The organism is Psychrobacter urativorans (genome assembly GCF_001298525.1).
GTDB classification, from domain to species: domain Bacteria; phylum Pseudomonadota; class Gammaproteobacteria; order Pseudomonadales; family Moraxellaceae; genus Psychrobacter; species Psychrobacter urativorans_A.
Window position 1 is genome coordinate 1,990,037 of record NZ_CP012678.1, and the last position, 23,306, is coordinate 2,013,342.

General features: G+C 42.5%; 16 protein-coding genes and 4 tRNA genes. 13 read left to right on the plus strand and 7 right to left on the minus strand.

The genetic code is table 11. The annotated features are described in order from the left end of the window. The first annotated feature begins 29 nt into the window (after positions 1-29). A complete protein-coding gene (gene hemH / locus AOC03_RS08525) occupies positions 30-1,049 on the plus strand; it encodes a ferrochelatase (RefSeq protein ID WP_062535076.1) in 1,020 nt (339 codons plus the stop codon). 109 nt (positions 1,050-1,158) lie between these two features. Here hemH and AOC03_RS08530 read toward each other — a convergent pair whose 3' ends face one another. The 4 genes from AOC03_RS08530 to AOC03_RS08545 all read right to left on the minus strand — a co-directional run bounded on the left by AOC03_RS08530 (position 1,159) and on the right by AOC03_RS08545 (position 6,196). Continuing rightward, complete coding sequence (locus AOC03_RS08530; protein ID WP_062535078.1) at positions 1,159-1,500, minus strand: hypothetical protein; 342 nt, start codon at positions 1,498-1,500, stop codon at positions 1,159-1,161. A gap of 235 nt (positions 1,501-1,735) precedes the next feature. After that, positions 1,736-2,524 carry an SDR family NAD(P)-dependent oxidoreductase gene (locus AOC03_RS08535; RefSeq protein WP_062535080.1) on the minus strand — a complete coding sequence of 263 codons (789 nt, stop codon included), beginning with the start codon at positions 2,522-2,524 and terminating at the stop codon, positions 1,736-1,738. A 108-nt stretch (positions 2,525-2,632) separates the two neighbouring features. Next, complete coding sequence (gene polA, locus AOC03_RS08540) at positions 2,633-5,590, minus strand: DNA polymerase I (protein ID WP_062536647.1); 2,958 nt, start codon at positions 5,588-5,590, stop codon at positions 2,633-2,635. A 192-nt stretch (positions 5,591-5,782) separates the two neighbouring features. Further along, positions 5,783-6,196 carry an Ohr family peroxiredoxin gene (locus AOC03_RS08545; protein WP_062535082.1) on the minus strand — a complete coding sequence of 138 codons (414 nt, stop codon included), beginning with the start codon at positions 6,194-6,196 and terminating at the stop codon, positions 5,783-5,785. Between the two features lie 288 nt (positions 6,197-6,484). Here AOC03_RS08545 and AOC03_RS08550 point away from each other — a divergent pair, with 288 nt between their 5' ends. The 11 genes from AOC03_RS08550 (at position 6,485) to rimI (ending at position 16,768) form a co-directional block, all read left to right on the plus strand. After that, positions 6,485-7,408, plus strand: coding sequence for a hypothetical protein (locus AOC03_RS08550; protein WP_062535084.1), 924 nt, complete (start codon positions 6,485-6,487; stop codon positions 7,406-7,408). Positions 7,409-7,698: 290 nt separating this feature from the next. Then, positions 7,699-9,321 (plus strand): peptide chain release factor 3, encoded by a 1,623-nt coding sequence (locus tag AOC03_RS08555; RefSeq protein ID WP_062535086.1) that lies wholly within the window; start codon positions 7,699-7,701, stop codon positions 9,319-9,321. Between the two features lie 244 nt (positions 9,322-9,565). Beyond that, positions 9,566-10,420: an RsiV family protein gene (locus AOC03_RS08560; RefSeq protein ID WP_062535088.1), complete on the plus strand. Its 855-nt coding sequence runs from the start codon at positions 9,566-9,568 to the stop codon at positions 10,418-10,420. A gap of 197 nt (positions 10,421-10,617) precedes the next feature. Further along, the gene (locus AOC03_RS08565; RefSeq protein WP_062535090.1) at positions 10,618-12,144 is read left to right on the plus strand and encodes an FHA domain-containing protein; all 1,527 of its coding nucleotides are present in this window, start codon (positions 10,618-10,620) and stop codon (positions 12,142-12,144) included. A gap of 212 nt (positions 12,145-12,356) precedes the next feature. Beyond that, on the plus strand, positions 12,357-13,853 hold the full coding sequence (locus AOC03_RS08570) for an anthranilate synthase component I family protein (RefSeq protein ID WP_062535092.1): 1,497 nt from the start codon (positions 12,357-12,359) through the stop codon (positions 13,851-13,853). 181 nt (positions 13,854-14,034) lie between these two features. Further along, positions 14,035-14,110: transfer RNA gene (locus AOC03_RS08575), tRNA-Thr, on the plus strand. Positions 14,111-14,130: 20 nt separating this feature from the next. Then, a tRNA-Tyr gene (locus tag AOC03_RS08580) sits at positions 14,131-14,214 on the plus strand. Between the two features lie 49 nt (positions 14,215-14,263). Beyond that, a tRNA-Gly gene (locus tag AOC03_RS08585) sits at positions 14,264-14,337 on the plus strand. Positions 14,338-14,442: 105 nt separating this feature from the next. Next, a tRNA-Thr gene (locus AOC03_RS08590) sits at positions 14,443-14,517 on the plus strand. Between the two features lie 436 nt (positions 14,518-14,953). Further along, positions 14,954-16,144 (plus strand): elongation factor Tu, encoded by a 1,191-nt coding sequence (gene tuf / locus AOC03_RS08595; protein WP_062533886.1) that lies wholly within the window; start codon positions 14,954-14,956, stop codon positions 16,142-16,144. Positions 16,145-16,267: 123 nt separating this feature from the next. Next, complete coding sequence (rimI, locus tag AOC03_RS08600) at positions 16,268-16,768, plus strand: ribosomal protein S18-alanine N-acetyltransferase (RefSeq protein WP_227514218.1); 501 nt, start codon at positions 16,268-16,270, stop codon at positions 16,766-16,768. Positions 16,769-16,878: 110 nt separating this feature from the next. Here rimI and AOC03_RS08605 read toward each other — a convergent pair whose 3' ends face one another. From AOC03_RS08605 to trxB, 3 genes are all read right to left on the minus strand, one after another. Beyond that, positions 16,879-17,316 (minus strand): MerR family transcriptional regulator, encoded by a 438-nt coding sequence (locus tag AOC03_RS08605; RefSeq protein ID WP_062535102.1) that lies wholly within the window; start codon positions 17,314-17,316, stop codon positions 16,879-16,881. Between the two features lie 72 nt (positions 17,317-17,388). Further along, positions 17,389-18,198 (minus strand): leucyl/phenylalanyl-tRNA--protein transferase, encoded by an 810-nt coding sequence (gene aat, locus AOC03_RS08610; protein WP_062535104.1) that lies wholly within the window; start codon positions 18,196-18,198, stop codon positions 17,389-17,391. Next, positions 18,199-19,230 carry a thioredoxin-disulfide reductase gene (trxB, locus tag AOC03_RS08615; protein WP_062535106.1) on the minus strand — a complete coding sequence of 344 codons (1,032 nt, stop codon included), beginning with the start codon at positions 19,228-19,230 and terminating at the stop codon, positions 18,199-18,201. A gap of 723 nt (positions 19,231-19,953) precedes the next feature. Here trxB and AOC03_RS08620 point away from each other — a divergent pair. Beyond that, positions 19,954-23,250, plus strand: a complete 3,297-nt coding sequence (locus tag AOC03_RS08620; RefSeq protein WP_062535108.1) for a DNA translocase FtsK — start codon at positions 19,954-19,956, stop codon at positions 23,248-23,250. Positions 23,251-23,306: the final 56 nt, after the last annotated feature.

Here is a 23,306-nt window from a genome sequence, read left to right on the forward strand (position 1 = left end):
TCTAATAACCTCTTATAAAATGTGCCGCTATGAAACCTGAACTGCCCCCACGTATTGCCGTCCTATTAATCAATCTTGGTACCCCTGATGAGCCAACTGCGCCTGCGGTACGCCGTTATTTGCGCCAGTTTTTATCAGACCCACGCGTCATCGAGATTCCGCAGTTTTTATGGGCGATTATTCTGAATTTGTTTGTATTACCAAGTCGTCCAAAGCGGGTGGCAGAAGCCTATGCCAGCATTTGGGATGGAGATTCGCCCATGCGCAATATTTTGAATGGTCAGGTTGAGAAGTTGCAGCCGCGCCTTGCCAAAAGTGCCGCACCGTTTCGCGTGTCTGTGCATTCAGCAATGAGTTATGGTAATCCGGGTTTGCCTGATGTGATGGACGCATTACGCAAAGAAGGTGTCGATCACTTTGTGATGTTGCCGTTATTTCCACAGTATTCGGCGACGTCAACCGGTGCAGTGTATGATGCGGTTACGAAATGGTCACTGAAGCAGCGTAATTTGCCTAATATGACTATCGTCAAAGATTACTTTGCGCATCCGTTATATATCAAAGCCCTTGCCGATAGTATTCGCCGCTTTCAAGAGAAACACGGCAAACCTGAAAAGCTCATGTTTAGCTTTCATGGTATTCCGCAGCCATATGCCGATAAAGGCGATCCGTATCCGAAGCGTTGTAAATGTACGGCAGCACAAGTGGCGCATGCGCTAGGGTTGAGCGCAGATGAATGGATTATCAGCTTTCAGTCACGCTTTGGTAAGCAAGAATGGGTCAAACCCTATACAGATGTGGTGTTAAAAGAGTGGGGCGCAGCGGGCGTACGCTCGGTACAAATCATTAGTCCAGCGTTTTCAGCGGATTGTTTAGAGACATTGGAAGAGTTAGCGATTGAAAACCGTGAGACATTCTTGCATGCAGGCGGTCAAGAGTATCACTATATTCCAGCATTAAATATGGATGACGCGCATATTGATTTGATAGAAGCACTGGCGACCCCATTGGTAAAAGGCTGGGCTGGCACGCTTGATGGTTGGGCGTAGCAAGGTATAAAATCTATCTAAAAAATATAAGCTAAAAGTTAACTGTTAAAAAAAGCACGATTATTTATTATAATCGTGCTTTTTTTAAATTTTCACTCTGATAAATGAATTAGAAATCATCATTATTGCTATATTTTGTGGCATTTTTATCGGCGATATCAACGATATTCGGATAGTCGCTGTCATCTAAGTTATCTTCTATTAATATTTCATCAATGCGTGATTCGTCAATATTCTGCCGATACATTGGCGTCAGCCCATCTACCGCATCACTTCCTGCTTGCGAATTACTAAATCCTACCGAACCATCGATGTCATCATTATCATCAATAATGTGCAGCATCGGATTGTCTAAGTCAATGGCTTGCTGATTATTTTCTTGTTCATCATTATCAATACTGTCGTCTAGACGTTCCATATCTTCTGATAACGGGCTTTCTGAATGCGCCATGATATTTTCCTTTTTTTTAATAATTAATAAGTGAGTTATTATTGTTCATCTGGCTATAAGTTTGCCTCGTTATTAGCACCGCTGATAGTAGTAAGGTGTCAAGTAATGTTCAAAAATGTAATAGGTCAGTTAATCCTAAAAGTAATAAAAAACGGCTACCAATAATGGGCAGCCGTTTGAGTGTTTTAATTGTTTCAATTCGTAGGATATCGTATCTATGCCACCATATTATGGCTTATTTGGTGCCAATTTTGCTATTGATAAAGCGCATGAGCGGGTCAGGAGAAACTTGTGATAAGCCTTGCAAGATTTTTGCTGGCATGCCGACAGGGAAATGTGTGCCTGATATTTTACTATTCGGGCGACATGTCAATTTGCATATGGTTTTAGCGACATCATCAACTGTTAGATTAATCCCTAAACGATCAATACTGGTGACATGAAGATCTTTGGTCATGTCTGATTTTACCCATAATGGCATGACGTCAATGACTTTAATGCCGAGCTCAGCATACTCAATATTTAGCCCTTCCGTTAAGCCACGTACAAAGAACTTACTTGCCGCATAAGGCGCAACTTCAGACTGACCATAAATTGCAGAAGCAGACGACAGATTGATAATTTTACCGTTTTCGCTATCAGCCAAATAAGGTGCCAATTTATAACAGCCAATCAATACGCCTTTACAGTTGATATCAATTAGGGACAATTGCTTATCTAAATCAGTCGTCGGTAATGCACCACTGACCAGTACGCCAGCATTATTAATCAGGGTATCAATACCGCCAAAAGCATCTACCATTTTTTGAATAGCTTCATCCCAAGGGTCAGGTTGCGTGACATCCAGATGACCGGTGACGATACGACTTTCTTGATTGGCTTTGTTAAGCACTTTATCAGTGATTGCACGTTCAAGCTCAGCGCTATCAATATCGAAAAGACCCACGCTATGACCTTTTGCCAGCAGTTGCTTAGCCGTTGCCAATCCGATACCACGCGATGCGCCTGTGATTAATATATTCATAATGACATCCTTATAAAGATTAGAACAAATGTTAAGTAACAAGTATAGCGTGTTAATGCGGTCTAATATCTTTGTTTATTGATGTGGCTGTTTTTAATGCGTCGCTTTTTAATGCGCCTCGTCCCAATTGCTACCGATATCGGTTTCTACTAACAGCGGCACAGCAAAGTCCACTTGCCAGCCGCTAGCAACGGCGGTTGTCGATAAAACTTCTTGCATGGCATTTTTAATAAGCTTGCTAATATCAGCCGCTTTATCTGCGTCCACTTCAAATACCAATTCATCATGAACTTGGAGTAGCATTTTTGCCTGCGCTTTTGGCAATACTTTATCAACGGCAATCATCGCGAGCTTAATAATATCAGCGGCTGAGCCTTGTAATGGCGCATTAATGGCTGCACGTTCTGCGGCTTGCTTGACCATACGATTGCTATTATTAATATCGGGCGTGTAGAGCTTACGACCGAGGATAGTCTCAACATAGCCTTTATCATACGCACTCGCTCGCGTATTTATCATATATTCTTTGACGCTCGGGTAACGATTAAAATACATATTGATATAGTCTTGTGCTTCACCGCGACTCATCTGTAATTGCTTGGCAAGTCCAAAGGCACTCATACCATAAAGCAAACCAAAGTTAATGGCTTTGGCGTTGCGGCGCTCAGTTGGGGTGACTTCTTCAACCGTTTTGCCCAACACTTCAGCCGCTGTAGCAGTGTGAATATCCAATCCTTCATTAAAGGCGCGGGTTAGATTTTCATCGCCTGAGAAATGCGCCATCAAACGCAGCTCAATTTGTGAATAATCCGCCGCTAATATCACGCGACCTTCTGGTGCAATAAAGGCTTGGCGAATCAAACGCCCCGTGGCGGTACGAATCGGGATATTTTGCAAATTGGGATCAGTAGAAGATAATCTACCCGTACTGGTCAATGCTTGATGGTAACTGGTATGCACGCGATTGGTGATAGGGTCTGCGACATTATCGAGCGCATCGGTATAGGTGTTTTTTAACTTTGCCAAGCTGCGATATTCTAGAACGATATCCACCAGTGGATGGTCAATCTTGGACAGTACCGCTTCGCCCGTTGAATACTGACCGGTCTTGGTTTTTTTACCGCCAATGACGCCCAATTTATCAAAGAGCATCTCACCAAGCTGTTTAGGCGACGCTAAGTTAAATTCTTCACCGGCAACCTCATAAGCGCGTTGTTCCAGTACAATAATTTCTTCATCAAAACGCTTCGACAGTTCATTTAAAAACGGACGCTTAATCAAAATACCTTCGGCTTCCATTTGACACAGAATTTCAGCGGTTGGAATTTCTAGCTCATGCAGTAGTTTTTGATTATTGTCATCATTAGCCAATTTTTGATTAAAAATCTTGAATAGTTGATAGGTAATGTCGGCATCTTCACACGCATAGTCGCTAGCAATATCAATGGCAACTTGATCAAAGCTAACTTGTTTCGCACCTTTACCGGCAACATCTTCAAAGCTAATCGTTTGCGTTTGCAGATAATGCCGCGCCAAGTCATCCATGCCATGACGGGTAATGGCGGCATTAATCACATAGCTGGCAAGCATGGTATCCATTGCCCAGTTATTCGGCTTATCATGAATACTGCCCAGTAAATCAATATCATAACGGCTGAGAATATGCGCATCATATTTCAGATGTTGACCAATTTTACCGATATTAGGGTTTTCTAAAATGGGCTTTAGACGAGATAATATCGTATCACGGTCAAGCTGCTTAGTCGTGAGCGCATCACCTTCCAAGCTATGGGCTAGCGGAATATAATAAGCTTCGTGCGCTTGAGTTGCAAAAGATAAGCCGACCAATTCAGCCTGACGCCAATGCACGCTGGTGGTTTCGGTATCAATAACAAAATGCGCTGAGTTTTCTAATTGCTCAATTAAACTATCAAAGGCAGGCATGTCCAATATCGTATGCCATGCTTTATCGTGATTTTTACTGTTTTTGATATTATCAATTTTGGTTGATTGCAATGATTTTTCGATTTGGGCTTGTGCTTCCGTTGCTGCTTGGCTGGCGGCAACGCCTTTGCTGCCTTGACCATTTGCCGGATGATTCGGATGGTCGAGCGACGCCAGCTCATTCTTAAACTCAAGCTCGCTATATAGTGCCCGTAACTCGTCAACATGGGCGCAAGGGTCGGTATTAAGCTGTAAGTCACTCCAATCTTGACCGATATCTAAGTCCGTCACGATGGTAGCAAGTTGCGCATTTAACGGAATGTCACCAGCATGTTCAGCCAAACTTTTTGCACCGCGACCTTTAACATCGGCAAGATTTTGCAAAATATTATCAATAGTGCCATATTTATTAAGCAAGTCTTGCGCGGTCTTTTTACCAATACCGGGTACGCCTTTGATGCCGTCTGATGAGTCACCCATCAGCGTTAAAAAATCAATCATTTGCTCAGGATTGATACCAAATTTATCGACTACGCCTTGGCTATCGGTGATTTTTCCTGTGAAACTGTCTTCTAAAATCACGCAATCATTGACCAGTTGCGCCATGTCTTTATCACCAGTTGAGATAACGACGTGATGACCTTCGGCAACCGCCCGATATGCCAACGTGCCGATAATATCATCAGCTTCTGCGCCTTCAATACGCAATAAAGGAATGCCCAAAGCGGTGACTAAACGGTGCAAATAAGGGATTTGCTGTGACAGTTCAATATCCATCGGCGGACGACTGGCTTTATAATCAGCGGATAATTGATGACGAAACGTTGGCGCGCGCGTATCAAAACAGACCGCCATATGGGTGGGATGATAACGGCGCATCAGCTTGAGCAGCGCGTTTAATGTACCGCGTATCGCATTGGTATGTTGCCCTGTGGTGGTCATCATTTTCGGTAAGGCATGATAAGTGCGAAACAGATAATACGAACCATCAACTAAGATAAATGGCGGCGTGTCTTTGTTCACATGACTGGTATCCATCGTGGCTACATTCGTCATCGTCTCAAAGCTTGGCACCGTATCGGGATTAATCGGTAGGTGAGAGTTGTGGGCATTATCTGTCATATTGGCAGTCATAAAAGTCACTTATCAAATATAAGGTAAAAAGGCTTTCTCATTATAACGATAAAACTCAAGTATGCCGAACTTCTCAGTCGTTATGTCTCAATCATTACGATAGGTGCGCCCAAAAAAAAGAACCCAGACAATGCTGGATTCTTTTGATAATTAATACTAGTTACTGTAATTATGACAGCCTTACTTGACCTCTGAGGTCACTGCACTATCGATATTACCGTTGGTAGCTTTAGAATATGGGCAGACTTTATTGGCTTTTTCGACTAACGCTTGAAACTCATCCGCTGTCAGTGCTGTATTTTCTGCAACCACATGAATTTTCACTGCCAACTGAAAATCTAGACCTTCTCCTTTTAGTAAGTCTACCGACACATGGGTTGTAGAATCAAATTTTGCCTTTTCCACTTGTTTGACCGCCGCAAGTGCGCCATCGAAACAAGCGGCATAGCCCATCGCAAATAACTGTTCTGGATTATTGCCTTCTTTATCAGAACCAGGTGCGACCATATGAATCTTCAAATGGCTGTCTTTAAGACTAGCATTACCCGTACGCCCGCCAGTTACTATCGCTTCAGTAGAATATAGAGTCTGCATAACATATCCTTTGTTAGTAGTTTTATAATAAATTTTATAATAAGTGATAAATCATAACGCTTTCAATAGCTCACCTAGGATAACAAAATATACGCCTATCTATATAGAGTGGTGGTAAATGTATGCGATGGATTTGTAAGTAGGCGTCATTATTAAACTAATGTTATGACAAGTTCGCTATAAGTAATAGTGGCGGTGGGGTAAACTAAGCGCATGAACCAGATATAAAAATGGTAAAAACACTAAAAACAATCGATTTAATACTATTAAGAAGAAGGACACCCTGCGATGAACAAGCTAATAATAACCCCGACTATACTATCTTTACTAACGCTTACCCTTGTTGGGTGCGGCGGCGAAGACGATGGTGTTTACGGCTCAGGTAATGGCTCAAGTGGCAGTAATGAACTGATAGTGAGTAGCTTCGATAAAGGTATTGATAGCCAAACCAATAAGGAAGCCGTGGTACGTATCGACAGTAAATATCGCACTGGCGACCGCGATATTAAAGTGACCAACATTGTTGGTAATTATACTAATCACAATACTAATAATTTAAAGACCTCTGTAGTCTTGGGAAATCTGTTCGAAGGCACGCTTGAAGATAAAGATATCGAAGTGAATAATCGCACCGTAACGCGTCCGATTTATGAAAAAAATAGTAATAATAGAGTTAATTATAAGACCACCTATAAAACACTTTCGCTAGCAGGCGTTGATGCGCGTAATTACATTCCTAGCAATAATTTTGGCAGCAGCCGTGGTATTTTTACGGACTTAAATAATTATAGTAAAATACCTAACAATCTTATGTTTCCTGCTGGCTCAGTTTGCTACATTCCAGTGACCACCAGCGATCGCGCATTCTTTGTTTTCAATGCTAAAGATAAAACGGGCTATAAAACGCTTGATAGCTGGACTAAGGTGACTGAAAAACGCTTTAATGATAACCGCCCATCTAGCACTACCGAATTATATCTTGGGGTAAGTAATAAACAAAAAGCGGTGCAAGCTAAGTTTTTTGCTACCGATAATGACCCCATTTATTTATATAACGCTATAGATTACGATGGCAGTATTTATGAGGCTAATTATATTGTGAACGGGCAGACGCAACCTAATGAGAACAGTATTCGTGGCGTCGTCGATTGCACTTTAGTGAATGATGTGGCGGCTAATTTCTTAGAAGACCAAATTAAGCGTTATTATTGATAAAGTATCAATAAGTTATTAATAGACGTTATTGAGATACGTATTTTATAAGTCCAATAAAAGGCGATAAAGTTTTGCAAATATGCATCTTTATCGCCTTTTTTATGATGTAACTATTTTAAGATATCGTATTGATAGGACATTGATATCAATGTCATAACCAGTGGCAAAAATAGCATCTTGACCGTAAATCCGTTACAATACGCGCACTAAAATCTTTCATACCTACTATTAAACCTGTTATCAAATCCTGCTATTTTCTTCCAAAATTTAACGATAAGTTATTCATTATGAGCGCAGATACTAAAGTTTCAACAAGCAAGCTCTCAGCTACCAAGCTTGCCCGTGAGGTTGCCAAACGTCGCACCTTTGCCATCATCTCGCATCCCGATGCCGGTAAAACAACGATGACCGAAAAGCTCCTATTATGGGGTAAAGCGATTCAGGTCGTGGGCGAGGTCAAAGGTCGCAAGACGGATCGTCATGCGACCTCAGATTGGATGAGCATGGAGCAAGAGCGCGGTATTTCTATCACCACCTCTGTCATGCAGTTCCCATATCAAGAGCACATTGTTAACCTACTGGACACGCCCGGTCACGCCGACTTTAGTGAAGATACTTATCGCACCTTAACGGCTGTCGATAGTGCGCTGATGATGGTTGATGGCGCAAAAGGCGTTGAAGAACGTACCATCAAGCTGATGGAAGTTTGTCGGATGCGTGATACGCCCATTATCTCGTTTGTTAATAAATTGGATCGCCAAATCCGTGAGCCACTTGAATTACTGAGTGAGATTGAAGCGGTACTGAAAATTAAATGTATCCCTCTAACGTGGCCCATTGGTATGGGGCAAGATTTCGTTGGGGTTTATCATTTAACCGAAAATAAAACTTATATGTATCAAAAAGGTCATGGCGGTGAGATTGTCGAGCTTGAGACTCGTGATGGCTATGATTATCCTGATATTCGCGAGCGTTTGGGCGCGTTGATGTTTGCTTCATTTGAAGAGTCGCTTGAGCTGGTACAAATGGCGCTTGAGGAATTTAGTGTTGAAGCATTTTTGGCAGGCGAGATGACACCGGTATTATTTGGTACGGCACTGGGTAATTTTGGCGTTAATATGGTACTGGACACACTGGTTAAATATTCGCCCCCACCAAAATCTCATGCGACCAATGAGCGCGAGATTGCAGCGACTGAGACTAATTTTACGGGCTTTGTGTTTAAGATTCAGGCGAATATGGATCCGCGACATCGTGACCGTATTGCGTTCTTGCGTGTGTGCTCAGGCAAGTACGAAAAAGGTATGAAAATGAAGCACGTGCGTTTGGGTAAAGACGTGCGTATTGCCGATGCGTTGACCTTTTTAGCAGGCGACCGCGAAGCGCTAGAAGAAGCTTATCCGGGCGATATTATTGGTTTACATAACCACGGTACGATTTCGATTGGTGACAGCTTTACTGAAGGCGAAGAATTAAACTTCACGGGTATTCCGCACTTTGCCCCTGAACTTTTCCGCCGTGTAGTATTACGTGATCCACTTAAGTCCAAAGCCTTACAAAAAGGTTTACAGCAGCTCAGTGAAGAGGGTGCTACGCAGGTCTTTATGCCGCAGATTAACAATGATTTAGTCCTAGGTGCAATTGGCGTACTACAGTTCGAAGTGGTGGCGCATCGTCTGAAAGAAGAGTACAAAGTGCAATGTACGTTTGAGCCAGTTTCTATCGCAACGGTACGTTGGATTCACTGTGATGATGAAGTGGCTTTAGCGAAGTTTAAACGTAAAGCCCATGACCAATTATCGCTTGATGGTGGTGGCTATCTGACGTATTTAGCGCCGTCACGGGTGAATTTACAGTTGATGCAAGAGCGCTATCCAGAAGTGACGTTTAGTAATACTCGTGAGCACTAAAGAACGTTAAAGAGTAATAAAAAAGAGTATTAAATTTAAAACTTCGTTTATTTTATTCTTTTGATGCGCTATTTTAAAAGACACGGCTGCCGTGTCTTTTTTATTGTTCATAATTTCTGAAGTTTATAGAGATCGCTCTTTTAAAAAGAGGAACGCTTTAACAACACAAACAGTGTTTCAACAATAAGCACAAACGGTTACGGTAGAATACCAATGAAACTAACCTATTTGTTAGCGAGGATATATGACAACTTTGAATCCACTAGCTATCAATAAGCCGTTTATGACTCAGCAGACAAGTGCTATATACAATCGTTCGCGCTTATTGTCGCTGCTCGTAAGTGGCGTGTTACTTGGAGCGGCAAGCTTATCAGCAAATGCCAGTACGCTCATCAGCAGTACCGACTATCTTGATTATAGCGTGCCCAAAAATATTCAAGAACGCTGTGTTGAACGCGATAATTGTCCAAATATTGAGGTTCATTATCTTAAAACCAATCGAGGTTGGATGAATAAAATAACCAATGCACGTATCAATAATTTAGTGATTAATAGCAAGCCTTCTGAGTCTAAACCCAGTAAAGCGACTGGCGATGCCAAGGTCGTTAAAGCTGCCATTGATGGTTTTGTTGCATCACAATTTGCTGACATACCGGATGACAGCGTCTTTGTTTATCAATTGATGGTCAAACCTGACTATTTAGGTCATGTTGATAACTTTGAGATGTTCGAAATTAGCTCTTACGTCTTTACTGGCGGCGCTCATGGTATGCCTTATAGCGAATACTTGATATTTGACCCGAGCACCAAAAAGCAAGTACGGTTAGATGATATGCTACAAACCGGCAAAAAACCTCGCTTTAAAGCGCTCGCTTATGAGGCTTATAAAACGTGGGTAAAAACCGTGGATGAAGATCTCAACAGCTATGAAAAAAATTGGCCTTTTACCCTCGATGACAATGTCACCTTAACGGATAAAGGCATTGATGTTCGCTATCAGCATTATGCCATTGGTCCATACGCTTACGGTATGCCTGTGTTGAGCATTCCTTATAGCAAGCTGAGTGGCGTCATTAAACCGCATTTTATGCCTAAATAATGGGTCTAAAAAAGACAATTATTACTATTGTTTTTAGTGCCAAAGCCTTCATTTTTAATGACCAATAAGATAAAAATATATAGGTAAATATCTCCATATTTTTAACAATAAGAGCAGTCCTAACGACATAAAAATAGAGCATTTAAATAATAATATTTAATGAATAACTTTTATTAATTACAGGGAGTAATAGCATCATGAGTAACGTAAATGAGCATGACAAGATAACGGCTGCAACGAACACTGCGGATACCAAAGCTACCAGTTCAGAAGCTAGTAATTTAGAGGCTGATATTTGGCAACTGAATGCTTTAACAGAAGCATTGGGCGACTTAAGCTTGACCGTCATTGATAGCTTGTCAGTGGGGCGTGGTAACGACAATGATGTGGTACTGGGCAGTAAACAAGTCTCCCGCAATCACGCGTTATTAAGCGTTTTAAACGGCAAGCTATATGTAAAAGATTTAGGCTCATCAAATGGTACTTTTATTAATGATGATCGTGTTGAGGATAACAAGTCTAAACATCTAAAAGCTGATGATACCGTGGGCTTTGCAAGTTTTGCTTTTAAAGTAACGATGGCAATAGCACCTACGGATAGTCAGCCATCTATAGCAGAAGATGCCAGCGTAGTCGCTGCTGCGGATACGCTAGTAACCGAGCCTGAAGCGTCTGCTCACGTTGATACTGATACTGATACTGATACTGATTTAACGTATATCGGCGCTATTGATACAGGCGTTATCACAAATGAAAACGTTCACACTGAAGTAGTTAACGCTGAAGTCGTGGATAGTGAAGATGTAGATTCTAGTGTGCTTGATGCTACTATCATGGATGCTGAGATTACTGATGCGGAAGTTATTGATGCTGAAGTTATTGAAGATATAGCACCTTCTACTGCAACTGTAGAAAAAGAAGTAGAAGGTAAAGAACTAGAAGATAAAGAGCTAGAAAGCTTTGAGGATTTCACCACCGATGCCGTCACGCCAGATACTGTTGCTGAACCCGAAGAGCTATTAGCAGCTCAGCCTAGTGTCTCTTCGCCAGTAGAACCCATTGTCGTAGAAGAAACGGTATTAGATAACAATGGCTTACATGATGACGTTGTAGATAATACTACGGCAGAAGAAGCGGTTATTCATCCTGACAATGCAGAGCATGTTGTGAGTGAGGCTGTTGTGAGTGAGGCTGTTGTAAGTGATGATGTTGTAAGTGATGATGTTGTAAGTGACGATGTGGTAAGTGAGGATGTGGTAAGTGAGGATGTTGTAATTGAAAATACAACTGCAGCAGTAGTTGAAAATACTATCGTCAAAGAAACCATCATTGAAGACGTGTTATTCGCTGCTGAGAGCCAAGAGCATACGCCTGTAGCAGTAGAAATAGAGAAACCTGTTACTCAAGAGCCAGCGCTGCAGCAGGACTCAGTTGTCACTCCAGAACACGATAAAACAACTAAGACGGAATTACAAGAAGAAGCCGATCCCGACGTATTACGTGCCAAACAAGCGGCAACAGGGCAACTCTCAGGCACGGCTAATTTAGTGCAAACTCATGATATCAGCACTCAAGATAATAAGGAGATAGAGCAGTCTGTCACGAACCCTGCCAATAGCGGATACGTAGAGAAAAAATCCAGTGGCGGTTGGTTTATTTGGGTATTTATTGCCATTATCATTATTGGTTTAGCTTTGTGGCTGTTTAATATGGGCGCGGCTTAACCGTTAACGGACTGTCATTGCTATAAAACAAGCTGACAAACCGCACATTAATCCTAATAGTTAATAACGCCTGCCAGTTTTGTTATACTGGCAGGTCAAGTTTTGGCTATTTTTCGCGCTAGCGTTAGCCCTCTACGTTTATTACCACGCCTTTTCTGATTGTATTTACACCTCTCATCTTTTACCGATACGGTGCTAAGAGACTGCTCATTATGATGACTTTTGAAGAATATCAAGCTTTTAAAGACCAAGGCTTTAGCCATGTGCCCCTGATTAAAAAACGTCTGATGGACGTGCAAACCCCTGTTTCTGTATTTTCCAAAGTACGAGATTTAAGTGGTTCGGCGTATCTATTTGAATCGGTCGTAGGCGGTGAGCGTTGGGCGCGCTATTCAATGATTGGACTGGGTAGCGATCTCATTTTGCAATACGCTGATGGCATGATGACCCTTAAAAAAGACGATTGCATTGATATCGATGCTGTTGCGGATCCCTTTGATTATCTGCGCAAGTTAATGGCAAGTTATAAGATGCCCACGGTAGATGAGGTGCCCGCATTGCCCAGCTTTAGTGGCGGGCTAATCGGCTATTTTGGCTATGATATGGTGCGCGTTATCGAGCCAAGCGTTGGCTTATCTGATGCACCCAATCCGATGTCATTACCCGATATGTGGTTGATGTTATCCATGAGTGTGATTGTGTTTGATAGTCTAGAAAACACCTTATCTATTATTGTTTATGCGGACTGTCATAACGACGATGGTTATGGCGCCGCTATTCGTGAGCTACAAAAAATTGAAGATAAACTGGCGGAAATGCCTGATTTAAGCGCGCCAATCATGCCAACGCCTAAGTTCGAATCACAAACAGGACAGGAAAAATACTGCTCTGATGTCAATAAAATTAAAGATTATATCTTAGCAGGGGACGTGATGCAGGTAGTGCCTGCGCAGCGTTTAACGGCTGATTATACCGGTGACTCGCTTGCCGTCTATCGTGCATTACGATTTTTAAATCCATCACCTTATCTGTTTTTAGTGCATGGTTACACCCTTGATGATCACAAGCGCTTTGATATCATTGGCGCGTCTCCCGAGATTTTATCTCGTATTGAAAACGGTAAAGTGACCGTGCGCCCATTAGCCGGTACGCGCCAACGTGGTCACGATGAAGCCGAAGATTTAGCGCTAGAGCAAGAACTGCTATCTGATAAAAAAGAAATTGCGGAACATCTGATGCTGATTGATTTAGGACGCAACGATATTGGTCGTGTGTGCGAGTACGGTAGCGTCAAAGTCACCGAAAAAATGTTTATTGAACGCTATTCACAAGTGATGCATATCGCCTCTAATGTGGAAGGCACCGTACTGCCCGATAAAGATGCGTTAGACGTCTTTTGTGCCACGTTCCCTGCCGGTACACTATCAGGCGCGCCCAAAATCCGTGCCATGCAAATTATTGATGAAGTAGAGCCGGTTCGTCGTACCGTATTTGGTGGCTCAGTTGGCTACCTCGGCTGGCATGGCAACATGGATACCGCTATTGCTATCCGCACAGCAGTCATGCGCCGTGGCAAGATACATATTCAAGCCGGTGCCGGTGTGGTCGCTGATTCGATACCAGAAGCAGAATGGGATGAAACCAATAAAAAAGCCTTAGCACTCGTTAAAGCAGTAAAAATGGCTTGTGATGGGCTACGTATTCGCTAAAGTGTTGCTGATTATTGAGCACTTATAGATACGGGTAAATATTAGCTATATTTATCGTCATAAAAATAATGAATAAAATCAAATATTTAAGAATTAATATTAAAATATTAATAAAATAATGAAAATAGGGCTTGCGTTATCTTAAATATTTGATAGAATAGCCACCACTTTGAGAGAACAAGCCGACTTAGCTCAGTTGGTAGAGCAACTGACTTGTAATCAGTAGGTCGCCAGTTCGATCCCGGCAGTCGGCACCATATCTTTCAAAGTAACCTAAGGTGGGATTGGGGAGCGGTCAAACCCAACAGACTGTAAATCTGTCGCGAAAGCTTCGAAGGTTCGAATCCTTCTCCCACCACCATATTTTAAAGTTTATCATAGCGCCAAGAATACTCTCAATATGAGTAATTGCGGGTGTGGTATAATGGTAACACCTTAGCCTTCCAAGCTAATGACGCGGGTTCGATTCCCGCCACCCGCTCCATACATACGGCATCAATTGTAAATAGTAGACAATTCATCACGACAGTCGATTATCATAGCTGTTTCGTGATATTTTTTTATATAACCGACTGGTTCTGTAAAATACGCTCATATAGCTCAGCGGTAGAGCACTCCCTTGGTAAGGGAGAGGTCTTGAGTTCAATTCTCAATATGAGCTCCATTTATTGTTTAACGTTGTATTGTCTGTTTGTGCTATACAAGTATTATAAAATAACCGGTCTATCAAATATCAATGACTGCTTATATCCAATAATCTTATAAAGTTTTGTATCACTATTGAAAAAAATAGAAATGACTCAGCAAATAATGATTTGAAGGTGACACTGAGGTGTTGCCTTTTAGTGCTGTCAGTTCGTTAATTAATAAATATACACGACTATTCAATACTACTATTAATATTGAGTACGGTAAGTAATATAGTAAATAGATTGAAAAAATGAGTATAGCACCCATAAAGGTAGCTGTTGTAAAAGACAATATTTAGTAGCTCAACCATAGCGTCAACGGTTTGATGGTTTTAATTCTATCATAAACCGTCAAACAGCTATTTACCAATCTTTGATTAATGAAGATTCACCAATAAAGAGGAAAAACTCATGGCAAAGGCCAAGTTTGAACGCTTAAAACCACACGTCAACGTTGGTACCATCGGACACGTTGACCATGGTAAAACCACCCTTACCGCTGCAATCGCAACCGTAGCTGCAATCACTTCAGGCGGCGAAGCCAAAGACTATGCGTCTATTGACTCAGCCCCAGAAGAAAAAGCACGTGGCATCACCATCAACACCTCACATGTAGAATATGACACCCCATCACGTCACTACGCCCACGTCGACTGCCCAGGTCACGCCGATTATGTTAAAAACATGATCACCGGTGCGGCACAGATGGACGGCGCTATTCTAGTTGTATCTGCAACTGACGGCCCTATGCCACAAACTCGTGAGCACATCTTGCTATCACGTCAGGTTGGCGTACCGTACATCGTTGTATTCATGAACAAATGTGACATGGTTGATGACGAAGAATTGTTAGAACTTGTAGAAATGGAAGTTCGCGAATTATTGAGCGACTATGATTTCCCAGGTGATGACACCCCAATCGTTAAAGGTTCAGCCACTGAAGCCCTAAAAGGCTCACAAGAAAAATACGGCCAACCAGCCGTAGTAGAACTACTAAACATCCTAGACACCTACATCCCAGAGCCAGAGCGTGACATCGACAAAGCATTCCTAATGCCAATCGAAGACGTCTTCTCAATCTCAGGTCGTGGTACCGTTGTAACCGGCCGTGTTGAATCTGGTATCGTTAAAGTTGGTGACGAAATCGAAATCGTCGGTATCCGTGACACTCAAAAAACCACCTGTACTGGTGTAGAGATGTTCCGTAAACTGCTTGACGAAGGTCGTGCAGGCGAAAACTGTGGCGTACTACTACGTGGTACTAAACGTGAAGACGTACAACGTGGTCAAGTACTTGCTAAGCCAGGTTCAATCACCCCGCATACTAAATTTGACGCTGAAGTCTATGTATTGTCAAAAGAAGAGGGTGGTCGTCACACACCATTCCTAAACGGCTATCGTCCACAGTTCTACTTCCGTACTACTGACGTAACTGGCGCAATCCAATTACAAGACGGTACTGAAATGGTCATGCCTGGTGATAACGTTGAGATGGGCGTAGAGCTTATCCACCCAATCGCTATGGACAAAGGTCTACGCTTCGCTATTCGTGAAGGCGGCCGTACTGTAGGCGCTGGTGTTGTTGCTAACGTTAACGTTTAAGACTTAACCCTTAGGTTAAAGCTCAACCGTTAGACAAAAGCCATTCTCTTTATTGAGGGTGGCTTTTTTTTGGTTGATAGTTTGGAAGTGCTAGTATCATTTATTCATGACCAACGAGATTTTTTGAGAAAAAATAAAGGAGTGATGATGCTGATTATAAAGCACTTATCCGAAGAATTGTCTGAGCATCAGCGAGATATCCAAGAGGTAGCTGATATTGAAGCTGTCATTCAGTCCCAAGATGCGTGGAGTTATCAAACACTTAACGATCTGCTAGGACAAGATAGTATTCGTTTAATGGTCGTTATAAATACGGTTAAAAGCGACGTTGTAGGCTACTGTCTATATCAGGTCGTCTTTGAGCAAGCAGAAATCTTACGCATCGGTACGCATCCTGATTATCAACGCCGAGGTATCGCATCAAAGCTATTTGCGACGTTAAATGATGAGTTAAAAGCTAAGAAGGTGGATGGTTTATTATTAGAAGTACGAGCCGATAATATGCCTGCGATCGCACTGTATGAGCAGCAAGGATTTATTTTGATTCATCGCCGTAAAGGCTATTATCAACAGCTTCACAATCCCGCAGTCGATGCCCTTATTATGCAGCTTAGCTACATTTAGCAGCTTTTATTTGATGTTAAGTATTTAACTATATTATAAGTATCTTGTTATTAACCGCTAATATTTGAGATATTAAAAGCACAAAGGTGCTATAAAGGTGGAAAAGGTGTTTAACGAGATAGCGTGGTAGAAGGTTGGCAATCCTCAACACTAGGAATAGAGCTATGATCGATTTTCATATGTTTAAGAATATCAATACGTTGGGTTAATAGCTCAACCATACGATTGATATTGGCTTGCTGCTTTTTAACTTGTTCGAGCTTTTTCTCAGTCATATTAAGTTGCTCACCAATATCGAGTAGCCCATCGTAATAGTCATTCAAGCTGTCTTTAATTTCAGTTAACGTAAAGCCAATCGCTTGGGCGCTTTTAATCAGTTCAATACGTTCAATGCATTCAGGGTGGAATTCTGTATACAAACGCGATCCTGCTTGGCGTTTGCGCGATTTTAACAGTCCAAGCTGCTCATAATGGCGCACGGTATCTTTGGTGGTATTGGCTTGGTTTGCGAGTGCACCGATGAGCAAAAATGATGTATCAGGTGTCATATAATGACCTCATAATTGCCAAAAAATTTAAAATCGCTAAAAACTTTAGGTTGATGGTAGCTATGAGGATAGCTAACGTTCAAACTTAGCGTTCTCTATTTTCCAAGGCGCTAGTGTGTCTAGGCGGGCAACTGCTAATGATTGGTGAGATTTTGTGTGCCATTTTACTGAGCTACTGCCAATTAACGTGTCTAGTTGCGCTAAAAAATCCGTACGAGGTAACGTTGTTGCACCTAAGCTCATTAAATGCTCGTTGGGCAATTGGCAGTCCACCAGTGCTACGTCACTTTGTTCACATAAACGCATTAAACCCCAAAAGGCTAATTTTGAGGCATTAGAGGCACGATGAAACATAGACTCACCAAAATAAATATTACCTATTTTCAGCCCATATAAACCGCCAATAAGATTTTGTTTATCATCCCAAACTTCAATGCTATGGGCAAAGCCGTAAGCATGTAGCTGAGTATAAGCGACAATCATTTCCTCGTGAATCCATGTGTGCTCGCCCTCAAGTAGTCCATCACTGCGCGGTAAACTGCAAGCGCGTATGACGTCATCAAAAGCTTGATTGAGCGTTAATTGCCAACGTTCACGTTTTGCTTGGCGACGTAAAGATTTGCTCGGCTGATAGTCAGACGGTACAATAACGCAACGTGGCTCAGGGCACCACCATGCAATTGGTTCATCTTCATTAAACCATGGAAACAGCCCTTGCGCATATGCTGAAATCAGGGTTTCAGGAGCTAAATCACCACCGACTGCGACGATACCCATACCGTCAGGATCAATCTCAGCCGGATTAGGAAACGCATAACGCCCAAGACTTTTTAGGGTCTCAGGCGAGATATCAGCAGCAGTGACATCAAAAAAATCGTGCATTTATGCTTCTTTGTCAGCAGTTAAGGTTGAAGCGTAAGTGTGGTCGAGAGCAACTGTTTCGCCTATGGCATCCAAGTATTTCTCAGCATCAAGTGCTGCCATACAGCCTGTTCCTGCTGAAGTAATGGCTTGACGATAGACGTGATCAGCGACGTCGCCCGCTGCAAATACGCCTTCGACGCTGGTTTGAGTGGCATTACCATTCAGACCACTATTGACAACGATATAGCCATCTTTCATATCCAGTTGACCATCAAATAGCGCGGTATTTGGCTTATGACCAATAGCGACGAACATGCCAAAAACATCTAGCTGTTTGGTGCTGCCATCGATGGTTGATTCAATCACGATGCCATTAACGCCCATATCGTCGCCAACCACTTCTTTAACGCTGTGATTCCATTCAATCTTGACGTTACCGTTTTTGGCTTTCTCGAACAATTTGTCTTGCAAAATTTTCTCTGAGCGTAAGCTGTCGCGGCGATGTACCAGTGTCACTTCAGCAGCAATATTAGACAAGTATAGCGCTTCTTCAACGGCAGTATTACCACCACCGATAACCGCAACTTTTTGGTCTTTATAGAAAAATCCGTCACAAGTGGCACAAGCTGAAACGCCTAAACCTCTGAATTTTTCTTCTGATTCTAGCCCTAGATATTGAGCAGAAGCACCCGTTGAGATAATTAAGGCATCACAAGTATAGCTGCCATTGTTGCCCACTAATTTAAAAGGACGCTTGCTAAGATCAACGCTATTGATGTGGTCATAAACCAATACGGTACCAAAGCGCTCGGCATGGGCTTTCATGCGATCCATCAGTGCAGGACCGGTTAAGTCGTGCGCATCGCCCGGCCAGTTATCGACTTCGGTGGTGGTGGTGAGCTGTCCACCCACTTCTAAACCAGTCACCATAACGGGTTTCAGGTTGGCGCGTGCTGCATAGACGGCAGCAGAATAGCCCGCAGGTCCTGAGCCTAAAATAATCAGTTTTTCGTGGCGTGGTCTATTATCCGTAGTAGATGCTGTGCTCATAGATGTTCCTTATTAGATGATAAAATTAGGTGTCAAAATTTAAAATGATAAGCGCATATATTAAAATTAAAATAAGTGGCTATAAGTAAAAATGTAGAATAATCAAATTATTATAAATGCTGGATGATACTAACATAAGGGTAGACGCTAAAAAGCGCAAGTTTGCTAAAATAAACATGGGTATCACTAGAACTAAAGTACGTTTAACTGCTAGATAATATTGGGATGGAGAGCTGTATTTTCAAATCATATGTGTCATGAGATTATTTTTCTGGTCAACTCTATTTGTCAGGTCGTTAAGTCGTATGTATTGACTTATTTTCTTGCTGTCTTTATTCAGAACACAGTCGCCACTTACGCTAGGTATTTGTTATTATAGGAAGTTATGTTTAGGGCTGTTTATATTCAGTGTGACTATGTATGATTTGATAAAATCACTTATGATGAATAGCGTTTCAGCGATATTCGTTATTGCCTGTTCATAATGGATATATAATGCGTTTCTGCAAGGTGTTGAGCCCGTATTTTATAGCATAATGACTATTCTATATACCTTTATAGCTTACTATTAGCAACGCGATAATAGACGTGCAGCTATGTCATAATAGACAATCCGCTATCCAAATTTACATGAGCATTTTATGTCAGCATGATTGGGCTTAATCATGTGGTGGCAACCATTTAGTATTGATAATTTAGTGTTAATAATGAGGCAGATCTTACGTGATATCAGCACCGCTTATTGAGTATTTAAAAAAAGGGATATTTACCGTCCTTGGGTTAATGTTAGCCGTCTATTTATTCGTGATTTTGTTGACCTATACTGGCAATGATCCCAGCTGGTCACATATCAGTAGCGATATGACGACCGTTAACAATACTGGCGGTGCCATGGGCGCGTGGTTATCCGATTTGCTCTACAGCTTTTTTGGTTTTGGCTCATGGTGGCTGTTGGCATTTTTAATCTATGAATCCACTTTAATATGGTGGGGTAATAAGCCCGCGCTTTGGATACTACGATTGGTGGCTTATGTATTTTTAATCTTAAGTGCGAGTGCGTTAATTGCGCAGTTTATTACTTTAATTAATCATGTGACCAATCCTGTACCTATGGGTCTTAAGGGTCTGGCAGGCGGTATTATTGGTACGGAGTTACAAATCCGCTTGGCGCAGCTCTTAACATCGTGGGGCAGCTTGGTATTTTTAACCATATTTGTGATTATTACAGCCACTTTTGCATTCAATATCCATTGGCTGAAACTTTATCAGACGTTTACTAACTTAGCGTGGCTTGGTTCTGGGGTGAAAGCGGAGGAAAATAACGCTAAAGCCGCCAATCATACATCGCCAAATACCAATAAACGCTCGCGAGTACAAAATGGTAAAGACTTGATTATCAGCAAAATGATGCAAAAAAAATCTGACTATGGGCAACTGCCCCTTGAGTTGCAGCCTGCTCACTCTGTTCATGACGATAGTGCCAGTCAGACAGTGATGAGTCCAACGCGGGAGAGTCAAGGTCAGTTTAGTGGGATGCTCAGCGATTTTTTAGCCCAATCAGGCTTAGTGGCTAGCGTCAAAGCGACGATGGCTGAGGAAGCCGCAAGCCGCGCTATACATGAAAAATTGCAACCTGCAACAGCAATGCCTAATGACACTTATGCTAAAACTAATGTCGTTCATAACAATAGCCATACCTCTGCGTTTACTTCCCACTCCAACTCTAGCACTGCGCCTATGCGTAAGGTCGAGCCTAGCTTTGCATGGAATGATGCAGGGATTGTTCATGATTTATTAGCAAATGAGTTTATTGTTGAGGAAAGCAATTCTAACCCTAACTCTGCTCCTGCGGTTGACTTAAATATAGCACCTGTCGATGAAGATTTATCGGCATCTGTAAACGCGCCAACTGTTGAGATTATTAACACCCAAACAGAAGACACCAATGCGCCAACCGCTGATGGCGATGCCTTGCTAGACACTTGGTTAGCAGAGCAGGATTCATTTCCAGAATCAACATTCTCGCCTTCAGAAGTAGTAGATGATGTGGCGCATCGTCATAATGCAATGATAAAACCCGTCATAGAAACGCCAGTAGAGTCTATTGAAAATTTATCTACCGTTTCAATAGATGAGCCAGCAGATGAACCGTTAGATGTTTTTGCCGCTATGGTTTCGCAAACGTCTATTCCTGAAATGCCAGTTGTTGCAAAAGCTGAGCCCAGTGTTTCAAAATCTAAAGCTCTTACTCCTGTGGCAGAGCTGCACAACCATCAGCAGTATACTCAGCACTCTCAGCAAGCATCCATTGCCGCTACAGATATGACACCGACCAACACAGCACCTATCAATCCAACGATAGCGTCACAACCAACCATCAGCTTTGCCGTGCCTGATGGCGATAGCAGCAATCATATTACCGATATGATGCCTGATGCGATAGATGACGAATTAGCTGCTCCTAGCATGCCAGAAATTCATGACGATGCGGCATTTTCTAATCGTTCACGCTCGATGCAAACCGCAGCGTACCGCGCCCAGTTATCACCTATTCCGTCTCTAGCTATCTTAGATAAGCCTGACCCCAATCATCAGCCAAGTTATACCACCGCTGAGCTTGAGCAATTATCAGAATTATTAGAAATTAAACTGCAAGAGTTCAATGTGAAAGCCAATGTGGTCAATGCTATTCCCGGACCAGTGGTGACTCGCTTTGAAGTCGAGCTTGCGCCTGGGGTTAAAGCCAGTAAAGTCACAGGAATTTCGCGAGATTTGGCGCGTTCATTATCAATGGCATCCCTGCGTGTGGTTGAGGTCATTCCGGGTAAGCCTTACATTGGCATTGAAGTGCCGAACAAACAGCGTGAAATGGTGCGCTTAATTGAGCTGCTGGATACCGAGAAATTCAAAGACCCCAAATCGCAAATCAGTATCGCCATGGGTAAAGATATCGGTGGCAAACCCATCATTAGTGACCTTGCACGCGCGCCACATATGTTGGTTGCCGGAACGACCGGCTCTGGTAAGTCGGTACTGGTCAATTCCATGTTGTTGTCCATGTTACTAAAGTACACGCCCGAACAACTGCGTCTTATTTTGATTGACCCCAAGCAGCTTGAACTGGCAAATTATAATGATATTCCGCATTTGCTCACGCCTGTGGTCACCGACATGACCGAAGCGGCGAGTAGCTTATCATGGTGTGTGGCGGAAATGGAGCGTCGGTATTTTTTGATGAGTGTGCTCAAAGTGCGTAAATTGAGCGACTTTAATAGAAAAGTGCGCGCCGCTGAAAAATCCGGTCATCCAATCCTCGACCCGTTATGGCGACCTAATGACAGCGTTAGTATCAGCCAAGCGCCCAAGATGAAAACCTTACCAATGATTGTGATTGTCGCGGATGAATTTGCCGATATGATTATGCAAGTGGGTAAGCAGGCTGAGGAATTAATCACGCGCCTTGCTCAAAAATCACGGGCGGCAGGGATTCATTTAATATTGGCCACGCAACGTCCCTCAGTGGATGTGATTACCGGTTTGATTAAAGCCAATATCCCCGTCAGAGCGGCATTACGTGTCAACTCAAAAGTTGACTCACGGACGATTTTGGACAGCGGTGGCGCCGAAGACATGCTCGGCAATGGTGATATGTTGTTCTTAGGACCTGGACAGATTGAACCCGATCGTGTCCACGGCGCGTATGTGAGCGATGAAGAGGTCAACAGCGTTTGTGACGCATGGCGTGAACGCGGTGCGCCCGATTACATCGACAATATGGCAGGTAATTTTGAGCTGTCCAGTATCGGCAGTGGTAGTACCGGCAGTCCGTCTGGTGAAGATGACGACCTTTATAATGAGGCAGTCGCCTTTATTATGGAAACCCGCAAAGTGTCTGCGTCTAGTATTCAGCGCAAATTTAGCATTGGCTATAACCGTGCCGCTAGAATTGTGGACTCAATGGAAGAAGCGGGAATCGTCAGTCCGATGGGCAAAAGTGGCAAGCGTGAGTTGCTTATGTAAAAAATCATTTATGTAAAAAATTGCTTATGTAAACAGCAGTTGTTTTCTGTTAGAAA